Source organism: Streptomyces sp. NBC_01515, from assembly GCF_045040345.1.
In the GTDB taxonomy this organism is placed as follows: Bacteria; Actinomycetota; Actinomycetes; order Streptomycetales; family Streptomycetaceae; genus Streptomyces.
On sequence record NZ_CP109416.1, the window covers coordinates 240,182 to 256,106 of the forward strand.

The following is a 15,925-nucleotide window of genomic DNA, read 5'->3' on the forward strand; positions in this document are numbered from 1 at the left end:
CCGTAGCTCGATCCCGCAAAAAGTGCAACGGTTCCAAGTTTTGCACGACTCCAATTTGATGGTACCGTGACGCCCATGACCTCCAGCAACGCGGATCCTGGCCGCCGTGAGCGGAAGAAGGCCGCGACCCGCAGAGCGCTGAGCGAGACCGCGTTGCAGCTCTTCCTGGAACGTGGCTTCGACAACATCACCGTCCGGGAGATCGCAGAGGCGGCCGATGTGTCGACCACCACGCTCATGAACTACTTCCCGACCAAGGAAGCGCTGGTCTTCGATCTGGACGACGAGTTGGAGCGCTCGCTGGTCGAGGCCGTGACCGGACGTGCGCCGGACATGCCCGTCCTGGAATCGTTGCGCCGCTACATGCGAGAGCGGGTCAAGCGCGCGGCTTCAGGCCGACATGCCGACCGGTTCATGAAACTCGTCCTGGACACGCCCGCGCTGAGCGACCACTGGCGCAAGATCTGGCTGCGCCACGAGCAGGTGCTCGCGGAGGCCGTCGCCGCGGAGCTCGGCCGGCCCGCCGACGACATGGCCTGCGCCGCCCTGGCCCACCTCATCCTGGATGCCTTCTCACTTGCGATCCAGTCCGCTGACCCCGTACGGATGATCGACACGGCGTTCGACATCATCGAGCCCGGCTGGCCGCCCACCATCCGGGCGGCCACGGACTGAACCCCGCCCGCGGGGAAGGTGGGCACGGGCCTGTCCGCACACCGCCGGTGGCGCACGGCGCTCGGGGCCCCGTGGACAGGCGCGCAGCAGGGGCAGGCCGGCACACCACCGGCCACGACTGGCTCCCTCTCGCGCTCCTCCCACTGCGGTCTGGGCGCTGTGCTCCTGGTGTGGTTGATGGCGAGCCGACAGATAACCGTGGCTCTGCCGCCCGCGCTTGAGGGCAGCCCGGCGCCGCGATCGACAACGTTGACAGGGGCGGGCGGGCCTGCCGCCGGGGCTTGCCCGAACCGCTTGGCGGTGTCGGTGGCGGCTGGGTGGTCAGGGGGTCAGCCTGGCACTTCGGGGCAGGGCTTGGGGTATCCGCTGAGTGTGGACGGCCTCGACCCCGTTCGCCGCTCCGGTGCCCCATCGGCGGAGAGACCGCCGTCATCATCTCAAGCCTCCACGGCGCCTCACCCGCGCTCCGATCTCCAAAAAACCTTCGCTTTAGCTTCCTCACCCCGGGCCTCAGATCCGATGCCGCCCGTCAGTCGCTTGGGTCGCTGCACGAGAGCTCCCTGCCGCCTGCTGTGCTGCCTTATCGGGGCGAATCCGATCGGTCACGGATGGGAGAACTCGGCTCTCCGGAGGGAGGGCGGCGGGATGATCGGTGGATGGTCGAACTCGGGGACGCCACCAGCGGCGCAAGTGGCAGTTGATCGGCGCTCTGGGCACCCTGACGATCGTGGTGAGCGTCGTGTACGCGATCCGGCACATCATGCATGGCGGCCTTCAGTGCGTTGTGGCAAACCGGACCTTGTTCGAGCGGCAGCGGGTGATCATCTGGACGGAGGTTCGGGTGCGGTCGCGGGCATGAGAGAACGGCCCCCTTGGTAGTGACGCGGTTACGACACCAGCACGACCAAGGAAGCCCGTTGCGTGATCAGTTGAGCAGTACCGCGGCGCCTGCGTCCACCGTGGTCACCCCCGGGTGTGACTGCTACGTGCACCGGTTCGGTTCGATCGCTCCGGGACGGCGGGCAGGCTGCTATCCGAGTGACATGACGGACGCGGAGTGGTCTGAGGTCCGCGCCGTGATGCCGGTGCCGGCCTGGCTCCTGAAGCGGGGCGGGCGTCCGGAGGCGTACTGCCACCGGACAATGCTCGACGCTGTGCGATATCTGGTCGACAACGGCGTGAAGTGGACGGCTCCGCCGGTCGATTTCCCGTACTGGCGGGCGGTCTACGACTTCTTCCGCCGCTGGCGGGCCTACGACTATGCGCGTGAACTGTACGAACGCCTGCGACGTTCGGCGAGGCAACGCGCCGGCCGCAACGCCGAGCCCAGTGCGGGATTCATCGACAGTCAGTCGGTGGACGCCTCCGAGACCGTCGGCGAGGACAGCCGCGGATACGACGGCGGCAAGTCACGTGACGGCCGCAAGCGTCACATCCTGACCGACACCGATGGCCTGCTGGACGCCGCCGCACCGTTGGCGGCCCGCGTCGCCGCGAATGACGTCCAAGGCGAACCGCAAATCAAGCCTCAAGTGCCGCACGTTTTCCGGGCGTTCGCCGGGCTGTTCGATGAGACCGCCGCTGGCCGCCACCGTTGCCCAGGCGCACTGGACCGCTACCCCGACGCGTCCGGCGAGGCTCTGCCGTACGGCGCGCCGTAACCCGACCCGCGCGGTCAGGACTCGACTCCGTGTAACAGATCCGTTATGCGGCAACACAAGCTTCGTGTCGTCCGTGGCATCTGGACGACGATGGTCCGCATGGCGACGATGAATCACTTTGGCATGGCTCTGCGCGGCTGGCGTGAGCGTATGTCACCGCAGGACATTGGCCTGGAGGCCGGCGGGGAGCGGCGCGTCCCTGGACTGCGTCGTGAAGAACTGGCCCGTGTGGCAGGCATATCGGTCGACTACCTGGTCCTGCTGGAACAGGGCCGCGCTCGCAACCCCTCGGCCCAAGTGGTCACCGCTCTGGCCAGAGCACTGCGCCTCGACCCGTCCGAGCGTGATCATCTGTTCCGCTGCGCCCAACTCGCACCGCCCTCTGCCGGGAACGTCTCCAGGCACATACCCGCGAGCGTGCAGCGACTGGTCCATCAGTTGGGAGCGACTCCCGCCGGGATCTTCGCTGCTGACTGGACCATCATCGGCTGGAACAAGATGTGGACGGCCGCGGCCGGCGATCCCCGCGCGTACGGCTGGGAGGGGCGCAGTCTCGTCGCCGGGATGTTCCAGACGAGAGCCAGCCGAGACCGGGACCCGATTGCGGCATGGCCCGTCTGGTCATGGAGAGGCAGCGACGCGGAAGAGGAGGACCTCGTCGCCGACCTGCGTGTGACGGCGGCCGCCCATCCCCAGGATGAACGTCTCGCCTCACTCGTCGAAGGCATGCTTCGACGGGAACCAGCGTTCGCCCGACTGTGGTTCAACGGCACTGCCACCCCCTGGGCCGGCGACCGCAAGACCATCGAACATCCACGGGTGGGTGACATCACCCTCGACGTCGATGTCCTGATGCCTGCCGGCACCGACCTCCGGATCCTCACGTGTGCGGCTGCGGCCGAGACCACTGACGCAGAGAAGCTGGATGCTCTACGTGCGGCCTGTCATCTGCCCGGAAACAGCCTGACCCGCCTCGATCCAGAGGTCTCCAGCCCTGATCGAGGACTGTCACCCGGCTACTGACCGGCCTCACCTACCCCTGCTTGTCGCTGTGCAACTGACGATCACCGATGGGTGTGGCTCTCGGCTCATACAAGATTTTCGTAAGCTCAGTGCTGCGGTGGTCAGGAACGCGGCGCGGACACCGGGGACGAACTGGCCGGGTATGGACGGGTCACCTTGGTGAAGCGGCCGGTGCGGTAAGTGCCGACGACCGCCCCGGAGCGTGAGCATCAGCGTGAGCCTGGCTGAGCGTTACAACGTGGGCAGGGGCGGCGCCCGACGTCGTCCGCTTCGGACGTGGGTGCGATCTGAGGTTCCGTCATGACCCTGGGTGCTGCCACAAGCATTTCCCAGAACGCGCCTGGTTCCACTTTTGAGTGAGAACGAGTTGCGGCAGTGAATCCGCGACCCGGACCGCTCCCGCCGACTGTTCTTGGTCTTGCTCCGAGAAAGGGATCATTTGTGAGAAGTCGTGTCACAGCTTCACGGTGAGTGATTGGTGCTGGCCAGAACAGACGTTGCCTCTTCGTCGCATGTCTCAGCGACGCCCCTTCGAGGCGCAGATCGCTTAGCACAAGGGCGACGTCGAGGTACCGATCGGCGCGCTGTACCAGTCGATGACGGAGAACCGCATGCTGCGTCGGCAGCTGCCTTTGAGGGCGCCGACGCGGTCCGGCACTGCGCACGCAGCCGAGGACCACACACCCCGGACGGCCGGTGTTGTCCGGCCTTGCGTGATCTGCCGAGCCGGCTTCGATGGGCGGATCGGAGGCTGGCCCGTCGCGTCCGAGACCGCGGTCGTAGGAGGAGGCCGGGAGCGTTGTCAGCCCACCAGGAGACCGATGGCGACCTTCAGCCGTTCGAGGTAGAACTCCCGCGCTGGGGCCTGATGCTTGAGGCCGATCGATGCGCTGATCATCGTCTGCGCGACAAAGGAGGCCGCCTCATGTCCTGACTCGACGGCGATCGCGTCTGTGATCAGTTCCTCGAAACGTCGCGGCGTGGTCTCGACGATCTCTCCGAGGAGGTCGGGATTGTCCTCGATAACCGCCGCGACATCGCGCGTCAGCGGGCCGATATAGCGGCCCGCCCAGTGGTCGAACGCTTCGACGAGGCGCTCTGAAAGGGGGCGGCCGCTGTCGGCCAGGACCTGTTCGACAGCGGTGATGTCCCGCTCCAGGGCCTGGGTGACCGCAGCACGGAAGAGAGTCTCCTTCGAGGAGAAGAGGAAGTAGAGCCCGGGCCGGGAGATGCGCGCCGCCCGCGCCACCTCCTCCATCGAGGTCTTCCTGTAGCCGAATCGCGCGAACGTGGCCATGGCGGAGTCCAGAACCATGCTTCGACGGTCGGCATCAGCGACTGTCGACGGCGGGTGGCCAGCGTCGGGACTGCTCATGGAACGAGCATACGGGCGAGAACCGCACTATACAAATTAAGTCTAGTTAGTATAGTCGCGCCATGAACACTCGCAAACTCATCTCCACGCCCTTCACTGCCTCCAGCGCCGCGGACGAGGTGCTGCGGGGCGCCGATCTCACCGGCGTCCGCGCGATCGTGACGGGAGCCTCCTCCGGACTCGGGATCGAGAAGGCTCGGGTGCTGACCGCTGCCGGGGCGGAAGTGACGCTCGCCGTCCGGAACACGACCGCAGGTGACGCCGTCGCCAAGGCGATCGAGAAGTCGACCGGAGGAATGCAGCCCCGAGTCGTCCGGCTGGACCTCGCCGACCGGACCACCGTCACACAGTTCGTCGACGCGTGGAGCGGCCCGCTTCACCTGCTGATCAACAACGCGGGCGTAGTCACCAGCGGCCTCGAACGAACGCGTGAGGGCTGGGAGCTGCAATTCGCAACCAACCATCTCGGCCACTTCGCTCTGGCAACCGGCCTTCACGACGCCCTGGCCCTGGGAGCGTCCGACCGCGACGGAGCACGCATCGTCTCGGTCAGCTCGACGGCGCACATGCGTTCCGGCATCGACTTCGACGACCTCCACTTCGAGCGTCGCGACTACGACCCGCAGATTGCCTACGCCCAGTCGAAGACGGCGAACTCGCTCTTCGCCGTCGAGGCGACCCGCCTCTGGGCGTCCGACGGCATCGTCGCCAATGCGGTGAACCCCGGCGGTATCGCGACGGGACTGCAGCGGAACTTCACAACAGAACAGAAGGAGTCGCTCGACGCGGCCGAGGCCGCCGGAGTCTTCACCTATAAGACGGTCGAGCAGGGAGCCGCCACCAGCATCGTCGCGGCCGTCGCCCCCGAGTTCGCTCACTCCGGTGGCCACTACCTCGACGATTCACAAGAGGCCTACACCGTGCCGAACGACGCCGCCCTCGCGCAGCACCCGCACGGTGTCAAGGAATGGGCGCTCGATCCCACCACCGCCAAGCGCCTCTGGACCGTCTCGACCAACCTGCTCCGCGTCTGACCTCAGCTCGGAGCGCCGACCGACTCGCCCTGTGAACTGCGCGGGCCGGGCACCGTGGCCCCGGTGGCCGCGAGGTCCAGGTCGAGACGGCTGTTCATATCCAGTTCGAACCGGCCATATGGGTTAACGTGGGTCCAGAGCAGCGGTGACAGCCCTCCCCGATCCACCTCGGTGAGCGTGTCCGCCCACTCCGGGTCGGCCAGAACCTGCTGGACGAGCAAGGTATTGGCATGCACAAGACTGCTCTGCAAAAGGTGCAGGGCGAGCATGTAGACCTCCTGGCACTCCTTGTCCGCACCCGTCAGGTCGCCGTCCTTGCCGTAGAGCAGGTCGGAGTTCGCCGAGTTCCAGTTCTCCACCACCTGCAAGCCCCCGCCGATCTCTTTGCGCATCTGCGCATCCGACAGGTAGTCGCAGATGAACGCCGTGCGCACCATGCGCCCCAGCTCCTCGACCGCCTGGTAGGTCGGTGCTTGGGGCCGCCCTTGGTGAAGCGGCGCAGGACCTGTTCGGCCTCGGCGCTGCCCAGCCTGAGCGTGGTGGTGTACTTCACGATCTGTTCGTACTGCCGGGCGATGAGGTCCCAGTCGATGGTGCGGGTGGAGAGTACCGGGGCCAGGTTCGGCCAGTTCTTGTCCTCGCCCGCGGCTGGCCGGTACAGCCTCGCCCGCCCGATGTTCTTCAGCCTCGGCATCAGCTTGAAGTCCAGCATGTACGCGAACGCGAACCCGACGATGGAGGCACCGTGGGTATCGGTGTACTGCCGGTCGACCTCCATGTCGGTGCAGTGCCGCAGCACGTCGTCGATCATCGAGGCGACCTCGGAGGCCGAACAGGACTTCAGCTGGCTGTAGATGCACACCGAATTTCGTTCCACATGCCAATAAATCATGACCCCGGGACTCGGTGCCGCTGGTGTCACTCCGTCATGAAATTGGACGACCACGCGCTGAACTTGCGGAGCATGACCTCTCCGGTGGTCCGGAGATCACGGAACGCCGGGTCGGACAGGATGTCGGTGACGATGCTCTGCGCGGTGGCGTCGGGAAGCAGAAGATGCAGCCATGGGTGAGGGCGCAGCCACTCCCGGGTCACGCGCAGGATCCGCTCCTGGCGGTCGATGCGGTGAAGGAACTCGTCATATCCGAGATCGGTCACCTGCACGGCATCAGGATCATGCGACAGCCCGTCGAGCAGGGCTGCGTCGTCGGGTGCGCGCCCGCCCATGTGGGCGGCCACGGCTTCGGCCGTGTGGTGCCACCCGTCACCGAGGGACGGGCGGACTCGCCCTTCGAGGTGGCAGAAGTGCCCTTCGAGGGCGAGTCGGCGCTGGTCGTCGAGATAGGAGGCGAAGTCGCTGTACTGGAGGCCGTACCGGCGGACCCGCTCGGGCGCAGGCGCCAGACGCACGGTGGCCCGCACGATGATGCCGTGCCGGCCGAGTCCGGCGAGCACGGCGTGGAAGAGGGTGGCTTCGTGGCGCGGCGAACAGGTCACGTGCTCTCCGGCTCCGGTGACCACCTCGATCTCCATGACCGTGTCCGCGACCAGACCGTACCGGTGGCTGGCGCCGCCGATCCCGCCCGTGCACACCACCCCGCCGACGGTGGCACCGAGATACTCGGTGAGGACCGGTGGTGCCAGGTGATGCGGCAGGGCGGCGGTCAGTACGTCGTTCCACGTGGCACCCGCCTGGACGACAGCACGGTCACTGTGCACGGCCAGCACGCGCTTCATGGAGCCCATGTCGACGACGATGCCGCCCTGGGCCTGCCCCTGGCCGAACACGGACTGTGCCCCGCCGCGGACGGCGACTGGCAACCCGCGGGGGCCTGCGAAGGCGAGGAGTCGTTGGATCTCCGTCACGGACCGCGGGCTCAGAACACCCAGGGGCGGTGCCTCGATGATATGGCCGAAATCATCGGACGCTTCACGCACAATGGATTCCTTGACGACCAGGAAATCCTTTATCTCAGCCGGAAGCCATTCAATTTCCGTCACTATGACGACCTTGAAGCAGCGGCGAAGGGATGCACAGAAAGGGCCCTCCGAAATGCTGTCTCCTGATCGGCGCCATGCTCCGCGTGTCTCACCGCTATCATGTGTTCGAGTTCAGTGAGCAGATCTTTCGGCAGGTTTTCGATGGCGGTTGATCCGGGGTCCAGTGAATGTTTGGCACACCATTCGAGTGCCGCCTCGAATCCGTTCACCGAAGCGGCGAACCAGCGGTTCGCGGGATCGGCCCACAGCCCGGCCAACTCCTCCAGCAGGCTCCGCTGCGGTGCGGCGGGGTGCAGCATGGCATGCGCCCGGACCGTGAGTGCTTTCAAGTACTGCGCCGTGTCCGGCGGCCGGGTCAGCAGCTGTGTCGTCATGCACCAGGGAAGTTCGGGCAGGCGACGCACGACAAGCGTCAGGAGGGAGATCGAGCCGCCCTCGATGATCACCGACGGGGCTGAAAGGCTCAGTTCCGTGATCTTCTCCACCAGTGACTCCACCGCCTCGGTCGCGGGATAGTCACCCTCGGAGACACTGCGATCGCACAACCAGACGCGACGCACTCCGGGAGCGTCCGCGCCTGCCCGTGCGCTTGTCGTGGCGAGTTCGGCGAAGCATTGGATTCGGTCCGCCACGACGACCGGCGCTCCAGTACTTCTGGCGAGCTCCGAGGCCATGGCACTCTTGCCGACCCCGGTGGGTCCTGCAATCAGGTGAACGCTTAACGGAACGGGACTGCCAACCCAAGACATCTGTGTCCCCTCGCTCGATTTGCATTTGATGCTACGTCGGTGCGGAGCAGGACAGAATTCGAAGGAGGTAAAAGCAGGGTAACTTCCGCCTGAAATTCCTAACCATTTTCAAAGGAAGCGTTCGAGATATCGTCAATAAGTGTCGGTTCCGTGAAGGTGCAACCTTCCGCTGGGCTGGGCAAAAGGGAAGCGGTTGGGTCTGCCGCGCATTCGGGCATATTCGCACAGCATGAACCGGGCCTCGGATCGTTCGCCGGTTGCTCACCGGGTCGGCTGCTTCCGGTTCAGTTTCTGGTGCCGGTAGCCGCTCCGCGGGTACGCCACGGGCACCACGGAGGGTGCGGCTGAAGTCCGCGGCGTGCCGGATGCCTCATCGGAGCCGATGCACAGTGAGGCCGACCTGGACTGGTTCTGGCGCTGGCTGCCACTGCTGGCAGTGGCAGCCACCTGCTGGAACGTGGCCGGCGGTCCGGCAGGTGGGCCCCCTTCAGCCGTTCCGGAAACAGCCGCGGTACCGGCAAGTCCTGCATTTCCCCAGGCGTGAACGGCCGCGGCGGCCTCGTGTGCGGCGGGGACGGCGGACGGTCGACCGCCGACTACGGGCGCGCGCACAGGGTCGAGGCGAAGTTGCCATCGATCACGGCTCCGGCGAGCAGCGCCAGCCCCACCACGGTGGAAATGACGCTGAGCGCAACGTTGGTGGTCATGCCCACGATCATGTTGCCCGCCGCGCCGAAAGGGCTGAGGGCACCGGCGAAGCACCGCTATCTCCACCCGGCCGCCCGATCGGCAACACCTCCCGACGCAACCGAGCCAGACAGACCGGAGGGCGTGCGGAAGCAGCCGTTCAGCGGCCCAGGTGGGTGAGTTCCCGGTTCATCTCGGCGAGGAAGCGGACGACGACCGCCAGTTCGTCGGTGGTGAAGCGCTCGCAGGCGGCTGCGGTGCTGTGGGCCAGCGGCCGGAAGTACTCACCGGCGACGCGTCGGCCCGCTGCCGCGTAGCGCAGGTGCACCACACGGCGGTCGTCGACCGCCCGGACGCGCTGGATGTGCCCTGCCTTCTCCAGCCGGTCGATGCACGCCGTCACCGCACCGGACGTAAGGCTGAGCCGCTCGCGCAGTCGGCCGGGCGTCATGGGCCCCTCGTCGGTGTCGGCGTCGAGGATCGCGATCAGAGCCAGTACGTCGGTGAGGTGCAGCCCCTGCGCCTGGGCGAACTCGTGGGCGATGCGATTGAACTCGGCGTTCATTCCGCGCAGGAGCACAGCGAAGGACTGCAGTCCCGTCGGGTCGTCTCCGGGCAGGAGCGACGAGGAGTTGTTGACGGGCATGGCACCAGTATATGTTCTCTCAACCATTGAGATACTTAATGATTGACTTAATTCCGCAGCAGCCTGAGGATACTCATGGGAACCACACAGCGCCGGGCCCGGTGGCTCGTACCGCTCGTCCTGCTCTTCGTCTGGCTGGGCGCGGGCGCAACGCTCGGTCCTTACGCCGGGAAACTGGGCGAGGTGGCCACCAACGACCAGGCCGCGTTTCTGCCGCAGACCGCCGAGTCGACCCGGGTGCTCAAGGCCCGGGAGGCGTTCGACCAGTCCGAGACCCTGCCGGCCATCGTGAGCTGGACGGCGCACGGCAACCGGATCAGCAAGGCCCAGCAGACCGCCGCCACCCGCGCGATCGGCGCACTCGCCGGAGAGCCCGGAGTGGCCGGCCGTCCCTCCCCCGCCCTCCTCTCCGACGACGGACAGGCCATGCAGGCCGTCGTCCAGCTGAAGTCCGACCTCGGAAAGACCCTTCCGGATGTCCTCGGCACGGTGCGTGAGGCGGTCCGGGCTGTGCCGACAGCCACCGCGCAGATCGCGGGCCCGGCGGCGAGCCAGGCAGATCTGACCGACGCCTTCGGGGGCATCGACGGACTGCTGCTGGGGGTGGCGCTCGGCGCCGTGCTGGTGATTCTGCTGCTCGTCTACCGGAGCGTCCTGCTGCCGTTCCTGATCATCCTCGGAGCGGTGTTCGCGCTGGGCGTGGCCTGCGCCATCGTCTACGCGCTCGCGGACCGGGGCCTCGTCCGGGTCGACGGGCAGGTACAGGGCATCCTGTCCATCCTCGTGATCGGCGCCGCCACCGACTACGCGCTTCTGCTGACCGCACGCTTCCGCGAGGAACTCGCCGTGCGCGCGGACCGTACCGCCGCGGCGGTGGCCGCAGTACGGCGCTCGTTCGGCGCGATCACGGCGAGCGCCGCCACCGTGGCGCTCGGCCTGCTGGCCCTCCTCGCCAGCGACCTCACCAACAACCGCGCCCTCGGCCCGGTCGGCGCCATCGGCATCGCCTGCGCCGCGCTCTCCGCGCTCACCTTCCTGCCGGCCGTACTGGCCCTGCTGGGCCGCACCGCCTTCTGGCCTTCCCTGCCGAAGACGTCGGACGCGTCCGTGGAAGGGCACGGCGTGTGGGGGCGGGTCGGCGCGACCGTGGACGCGCGACCGCGCCGGACCTGGGTGGTGACCGCGCTCGTCCTGGCCGTCTTCGCGGCCTTCTCGCCCTCCCTGTCCGCCAAGGGCGTCCCCCTCGACGAGATCTTCGTGAACGACGCGCCCTCGGTCGCCGCCCAGAAGACGCTCGGACAGCACTTCCCCGGCGGATCCGGCAACCCCGCCGTCATCATCGCCGACGCCGACCGGGCAGCACCGGTGACTGCCGCGGCCAGGAACACCGAGGGGGTGGCATCGGCCGGAGCCGTCTCCGCCTCGGGACGGCCCGACGCCGGCGCGCCGCTCGTCGTCGACGGCCGGGTGCGGATCGACGCCGTCCTGGACGCCGCGGCCGACAGCGACGCCGCCAAGGAGACCGTCGCCCGGCTGCGCGCAAACCTGCACGCCGTGTCCGGAGCCGACGCCCTGGTCGGCGGGTACACGGCACAGCAGTACGACACCCAGCGGACCGCCGCCCGCGACCGCACCGTCATCGTGCCCATCGTGCTCGGCATCATTTTGCTGATCCTGATGCTCCTGCTGCGCTCGCTGCTGGTGCCGCTGTTGCTGGTGGCCACCGTCGGGCTCAACTTCCTGGCGACGCTCGGGGTCTCGGCGCTCGTCTTCGAGCACGTTCTCGGCTTCAGCGGGACGGACGCCTCGGTGCCGCTGTACGGGTTCGTGTTCCTGGTGGCACTCGGCGTCGACTACAACATCTTCCTGATGTCCCGGGTACGGGAGGAGGCCCTCGTGCACGGCACACGGCGAGGCGTGCGGCGCGGGCTGACCACCACCGGCGGAGTGATCACCTCGGCCGGTGTCGTGCTCGCCGCGACGTTCGCGGCCCTGATGGTCATCCCGCTCGCCTTCCTGGTCCAGATCGCGTTCATCGTGGCCTTCGGCGTCCTCCTGGACACGTTCGTGATCCGGTCGCTCCTGGTGCCCGCCCTCGTGATCGACATCGGCCCCCGGGCGTGGTGGCCGAGTTCCCTGGCCCGAGACGCCCCCGGACACGCGACCGGGCCGAAGCCTCCAGTGTGACGCCAGCGCTGTCCGTCGTACCGCCGTCGTGACCGGGGCAACACGCTGCCTGGGAGGTGCGCCGACCCCGGATCCGGCCGGCAGTACTGCGAACCCATTGGCGGCGCAGCCGCCTTCGGCCCCTCCGGGGAGGGGACCTGCGCCTGATATCCACGGATGTTTTCGGACGTACGGTGCATCCGTAGGCCTGTGTCCGCACGAAGAGGTGGTAGAGGCGGCCGACGCCGAACCGGACGATGCATGACCCGGACACTGTGCCTCTGGGACAGGTACTGGCTGTGGCGCGGCAGGGCAGCGGGCGGGCCCGTCCGTAGCGCGAGGCCGTTCCCGGTTACGCGGAAAGCCACTCGTGGGTATCGCGTGCAGGGCCGTGGCCGAGGGGCGGCGGAACCGGGCGGCGCGGACTTCATCGGCCCGTCGGGCCGCGACGCCCCGACGGGCACGGTCACCCCGTTGCGGAGATGATCGGACGACGAGGCAACAGCGTCGGAGCAAGCGCGTGGAGGCAAGATCGTGAGCGCGGACGGACAGCGGAACGCGACCGACGCCGCGGACGGACACGGCGGGCGCGGGCCCGAGCGGATGCACTGCCTGGTCACCGGAGCGTCCGGCTACATCGGCGGCCGCCTCGTACCGGAGCTGCTGGAGGCCGGCCACCGGGTACGCTGTCTGGCCCGTTCACCGGACAGACTCCGTGACCACCCCTGGACCGGCGACGCCGAGACGGTTCGCGGGGACGTCACGGACCCCGAGTCGGTCGCCTCCGCCATGCTCGGCATCGACGTCGCCTACTACCTGGTGCACGCACTCGGGTCCGGCGCCGGGTTCGAGGACACCGACCGACGCGCCGCGCACGTCTTCGCCGAACAGGCACGGGCCGCCGGTGTACGACGGATCGTCTATCTCGGCGGACTCACCCCGAAAGGCGTGCCCGAAAGCTCGCTGTCCCCCCACCTGCGTTCCCGGGCCGAGGTGGGACGGATCTTCCTGGAGTCGCCGGTGCCCGCCACCGTACTGCGGGCAGCCGTGGTCATCGGCTCCGGATCGGCCTCCTTCGAGATGCTCCGCTACCTCACCGAGCGACTGCCGGTGATGGTCACCCCGAGCTGGGTGCACACCCGCACTCAGCCCATCGGGGTGCGGGACGTGCTGCGTTACCTAGTCGGCTCCGCGGCCATGCCGGACGACGTCAACCGGACGTTCGACATCGGCGGGCCGGACGTCCTCACCTACCGCGAGATGATGCGCCGCTACGCCCTCGTCGCCGGACTGCGCCGACGGCTCATCGTGCCCGTTCCGATCCTGACGCCCAGGCTGTCCAGCCACTGGGTCGGTCTCGTCACGCCCGTGCCCGCCTCCATCGCCCAACCCCTCACGGAGTCCCTGCGCCACGAGGTCATCTGCCACGAGCACGACATCGCCCGCTACCTGCCCGACCAGCCGGGCCGACCGCTGCCCTTCGACCAGGCGCTCGCCCTGGCGCTCCAGCGCGTACGGGAGGCACAGGTGGTCACCCGCTGGTCGTCGGCCTCCGTGCCGGGCGCGCCCAGCGACCCGCTGCCCACGGACCCGGACTGGGCGGGCGGCAGCCTCTACGAGGACGAGCGGCAGGCGTCGGTCGACGCGTCGGGGCAGGCATTGTGGAAAGTGATCGAGGGCATCGGCGGCGACAACGGCTGGTACTCCTTCCCACTGGCCTGGGCAGTCCGGGGCTGGATGGACCGGTTCGTCGGCGGGGTCGGCCTGCGCCGCGGACGGCGAGACGCCGAACACCTGCGGGTCGGCGACTCGCTGGACTTCTGGCGGGTCGAGGAGATCGAGCGCGGACGGCTGCTGCGGCTGCGGGCGGAGATGCGGCTGCCGGGCCTGGCCTGGCTGGAGATGTACGCGGAGACAGATGCCGACGGCCGCACCCGTTACCGTCAGCGCGCCCTGTTCCACCCCCGCGGTCTGCTCGGCCACGTCTACTGGTGGTCCGTCTCCCCGTTCCACGCAGTCGTCTTCGGCGGTATGGCCCGCAACATCACCCGCGCCGCCGCCAAGGACACCGGCGGCCCGAGCCATGCCCGTCGCCCCGTGCGGCCCCGAGGCCATCGCAGCCAACCAAGATCCCAGCGGTAGCGCACGCATCCCCATCGCACTGGCAAGAGCGACACCGTCACCAGCGTGTCCGTGCCGTCCGCTTCGAATGTGCTCCCCACGCGCCCTGTTCCTTTTCCTTCCGCCGACCGCCTGCCGACGCGACCGGGCCACACGCCAGATCGTTCAGCACGTCCCGTGCGGCTCGCGTCCCCGACGCCGGTGCGCCCCACACTGAACCGGTCGCCCGGTGGTCCCCGCACACGTACCGGCCCGGGCCGAAACGAGTCGTGCGGCTGAGCGGCCAGGGCGGCAGGATCGCGGCCAGCACCCCCTCCACCGTGTGGACACCAACCTGCTGCCAGGTGCCCGCATCGGTGCCGAACAGCTCGGCCGGGCGCCGTGTCAACGGTCATTGGGATGCGGCTCGGTCGCGCATTCCGTGAAAGCGATCATGCTGCTCGGGTGTACGACACGGTGTGCGAGCGTCGGGAGGCAGCGACGAGCAGGACGCGTCTTCTCAGCAGAGGGAGTCCGGCTGGGTTGAACATCTGCCGTTTCAGCATCTTGAGATCGCGGACGCGGCCTTCGACGATGCCTGAGCTCCAGTTCGTGGTGAAGCCGGCCGTGACCGCGTCCAGGCCGGTGGCCAGTCCTTCGGCGAAGCCGGCAAGACCACCGCGAAGCCCGGCGCCATGCCACGTGCCAGGCCGTCCGTCGCCCCGCCAGATCCTCAGGGCCGGCCGCGCGGCACCTGCCCACCCGACCGGCGTGGGCCGCGCCGCGTGATCCGGTCACGCCCAGCTCTGAGCCAGACCTGAGTGAACTCCTTCGACACATAGTGCGCCGAAGGGTTGTGGCGGGAATGCGCCGACGTCCGCACGCCTGTCGTGCTCTTGGGCGGATCCACGACGGCGGGGTGCCGGGCGCGGACGGCCACAGGTCACCCGGGCCGCCGCCTGGCGTTCCCGGCTTGCGATGTCCCCGGACGAAGACCGCGGCTGTGACGGCGCGGCGTGACCCGGTGCGCGGCCGGCGGGCCCGGGCGCCGCCGCAACCTCCCTGCCCACCCAGGTCACAGCCATCCGAGCGTGTTCCCGACCCGCCCGGTCAACTCGGCCGGATCAAGCCGGTGCGGGGTCACAACCCTGGGCGACCGGCACGTGTCTGACCTGTCACGAGCAAGACACTCCTAAGACCACAAGGGGGAAATATGCGATTCAATCATTCCATTCTCGCCGGTGCAGCGATGGCGGCCCTGGCAGTCGGCGCGACGACCGTTCTGGCCGGCCCCGCCTCCGCAGCACCGAACACCACGGCACAGAAGGTCTGTGGAAGCAGCTACAAGACCGTCAACTCCGCGCCCGTCGGCACGCAGGGCACCGTCTACCTGACCTACAACGCCTCCAACGGCAAGAACTGCGTAGCGACCATCCGCACCAACCCTGGCGCCGCGCGCGACATGGGCGCGTGGGTCTACGTCCCCGACACCGATGAGTACGCCCAGGACGAGGGCGCGTACACGTCGTACGCCGGACCGGCCTATGTCCAGGGCAAGGCCCACTGCGTCGACTGGGGCGGCCACATCGACAACGTGTACGTCTACGTGACGGGCTCCAACTGCGCCGCGCTGAAGGAGCACCGGGTCACCACGGTCCGCTGACCCGCGGAGCACTGCCACGGTCCGGCCCACTCCCGTCATCCGGGGGTGGGCCGGATACCGTCGCCGGCCCGGATACCCGCCGCCCCCGCGCCGGCGAGGGTAGCCCCTGGCCGGAAGCGGCGGAACCGCACGTGTAACACGGGGC

At 68.2% G+C, this 15,925-nt stretch carries 11 protein-coding genes and 3 pseudogenes; 7 read left to right on the forward strand and 7 right to left on the reverse strand.

Annotated features, from left to right (window positions below; genetic code table 11):
- Positions 1 to 75: 75 nt before the first annotated feature.
- The 3 genes from OG407_RS01025 (at position 76) to OG407_RS01035 (ending at position 3,359) form a co-directional block, all read left to right on the forward strand.
- Entirely contained in the window at positions 76 to 675 is a 600-nt protein-coding gene (locus tag OG407_RS01025) for a TetR family transcriptional regulator (protein ID WP_405854054.1), read from the forward strand.
- 1,043 nt (positions 676 to 1,718) lie between these two features.
- Entirely contained in the window at positions 1,719 to 2,336 is a 618-nt protein-coding gene (locus tag OG407_RS01030; RefSeq protein ID WP_405854056.1) for a transposase, read from the forward strand.
- 99 nt (positions 2,337 to 2,435) lie between these two features.
- The gene (locus OG407_RS01035; protein ID WP_405854058.1) at positions 2,436 to 3,359 is read left to right on the forward strand and encodes a helix-turn-helix transcriptional regulator; all 924 of its coding nucleotides are present in this window, start codon (positions 2,436 to 2,438) and stop codon (positions 3,357 to 3,359) included.
- Between the two features lie 802 nt (positions 3,360 to 4,161).
- Here the strand turns inward: OG407_RS01035 and OG407_RS01040 are convergent.
- A complete protein-coding gene (locus tag OG407_RS01040) occupies positions 4,162 to 4,734 on the reverse strand; it encodes a TetR/AcrR family transcriptional regulator (protein WP_405854060.1) in 573 nt (190 codons plus the stop codon).
- 62 nt (positions 4,735 to 4,796) lie between these two features.
- Here OG407_RS01040 and OG407_RS01045 point away from each other — a divergent pair, with 62 nt between their 5' ends.
- Complete coding sequence (locus tag OG407_RS01045; protein ID WP_405854062.1) at positions 4,797 to 5,768, forward strand: SDR family NAD(P)-dependent oxidoreductase; 972 nt, start codon at positions 4,797 to 4,799, stop codon at positions 5,766 to 5,768.
- A 2-nt stretch (positions 5,769 to 5,770) separates the two neighbouring features.
- Here the strand turns inward: OG407_RS01045 and OG407_RS01050 are convergent.
- The 5 genes and pseudogenes from OG407_RS01050 to OG407_RS01070 all read right to left on the reverse strand — a co-directional run bounded on the left by OG407_RS01050 (position 5,771) and on the right by OG407_RS01070 (position 9,851).
- Positions 5,771 to 6,660: pseudogene (locus OG407_RS01050) on the reverse strand (Tn3 family transposase).
- Positions 6,661 to 6,686: 26 nt separating this feature from the next.
- Positions 6,687 to 7,769, reverse strand: a complete 1,083-nt coding sequence (locus tag OG407_RS01055) for an FAD-binding protein (RefSeq protein ID WP_405854064.1) — start codon at positions 7,767 to 7,769, stop codon at positions 6,687 to 6,689.
- On the reverse strand, positions 7,769 to 8,518 hold the full coding sequence (locus OG407_RS01060; protein WP_405854066.1) for an isopentenyl transferase family protein: 750 nt from the start codon (positions 8,516 to 8,518) through the stop codon (positions 7,769 to 7,771). The genes OG407_RS01055 and OG407_RS01060 overlap by 1 nt, the downstream gene beginning before the upstream one ends.
- Positions 8,519 to 9,129: 611 nt before the next feature.
- A pseudogene (locus OG407_RS01065) lies at positions 9,130 to 9,276 on the reverse strand (DUF4383 domain-containing protein); the annotation flags it as partial.
- An 89-nt stretch (positions 9,277 to 9,365) separates the two neighbouring features.
- Positions 9,366 to 9,851 carry a MarR family winged helix-turn-helix transcriptional regulator gene (locus OG407_RS01070; protein WP_405854068.1) on the reverse strand — a complete coding sequence of 162 codons (486 nt, stop codon included), beginning with the start codon at positions 9,849 to 9,851 and terminating at the stop codon, positions 9,366 to 9,368.
- A gap of 75 nt (positions 9,852 to 9,926) precedes the next feature.
- On the opposite strand from OG407_RS01070, the gene OG407_RS01075 reads away from it, so the two are divergent.
- Together OG407_RS01075 and OG407_RS01080 are read left to right on the forward strand one after the other, a co-directional pair.
- A complete protein-coding gene (locus OG407_RS01075) occupies positions 9,927 to 12,038 on the forward strand; it encodes an MMPL family transporter (RefSeq protein WP_405854070.1) in 2,112 nt (703 codons plus the stop codon).
- A gap of 582 nt (positions 12,039 to 12,620) precedes the next feature.
- Positions 12,621 to 14,159: an SDR family oxidoreductase gene (locus OG407_RS01080; RefSeq protein ID WP_405868231.1), complete on the forward strand. Its 1,539-nt coding sequence runs from the start codon at positions 12,621 to 12,623 to the stop codon at positions 14,157 to 14,159.
- A 133-nt stretch (positions 14,160 to 14,292) separates the two neighbouring features.
- Here OG407_RS01080 and OG407_RS01085 read toward each other — a convergent pair.
- A pseudogene (locus OG407_RS01085) lies at positions 14,293 to 14,520 on the reverse strand (amine oxidase); the annotation flags it as partial.
- Positions 14,521 to 15,330: 810 nt separating this feature from the next.
- Here OG407_RS01085 and OG407_RS01090 point away from each other — a divergent pair.
- Positions 15,331 to 15,780: a spore-associated protein gene (locus OG407_RS01090; protein WP_405854072.1), complete on the forward strand. Its 450-nt coding sequence runs from the start codon at positions 15,331 to 15,333 to the stop codon at positions 15,778 to 15,780.
- Positions 15,781 to 15,925: the final 145 nt, after the last annotated feature.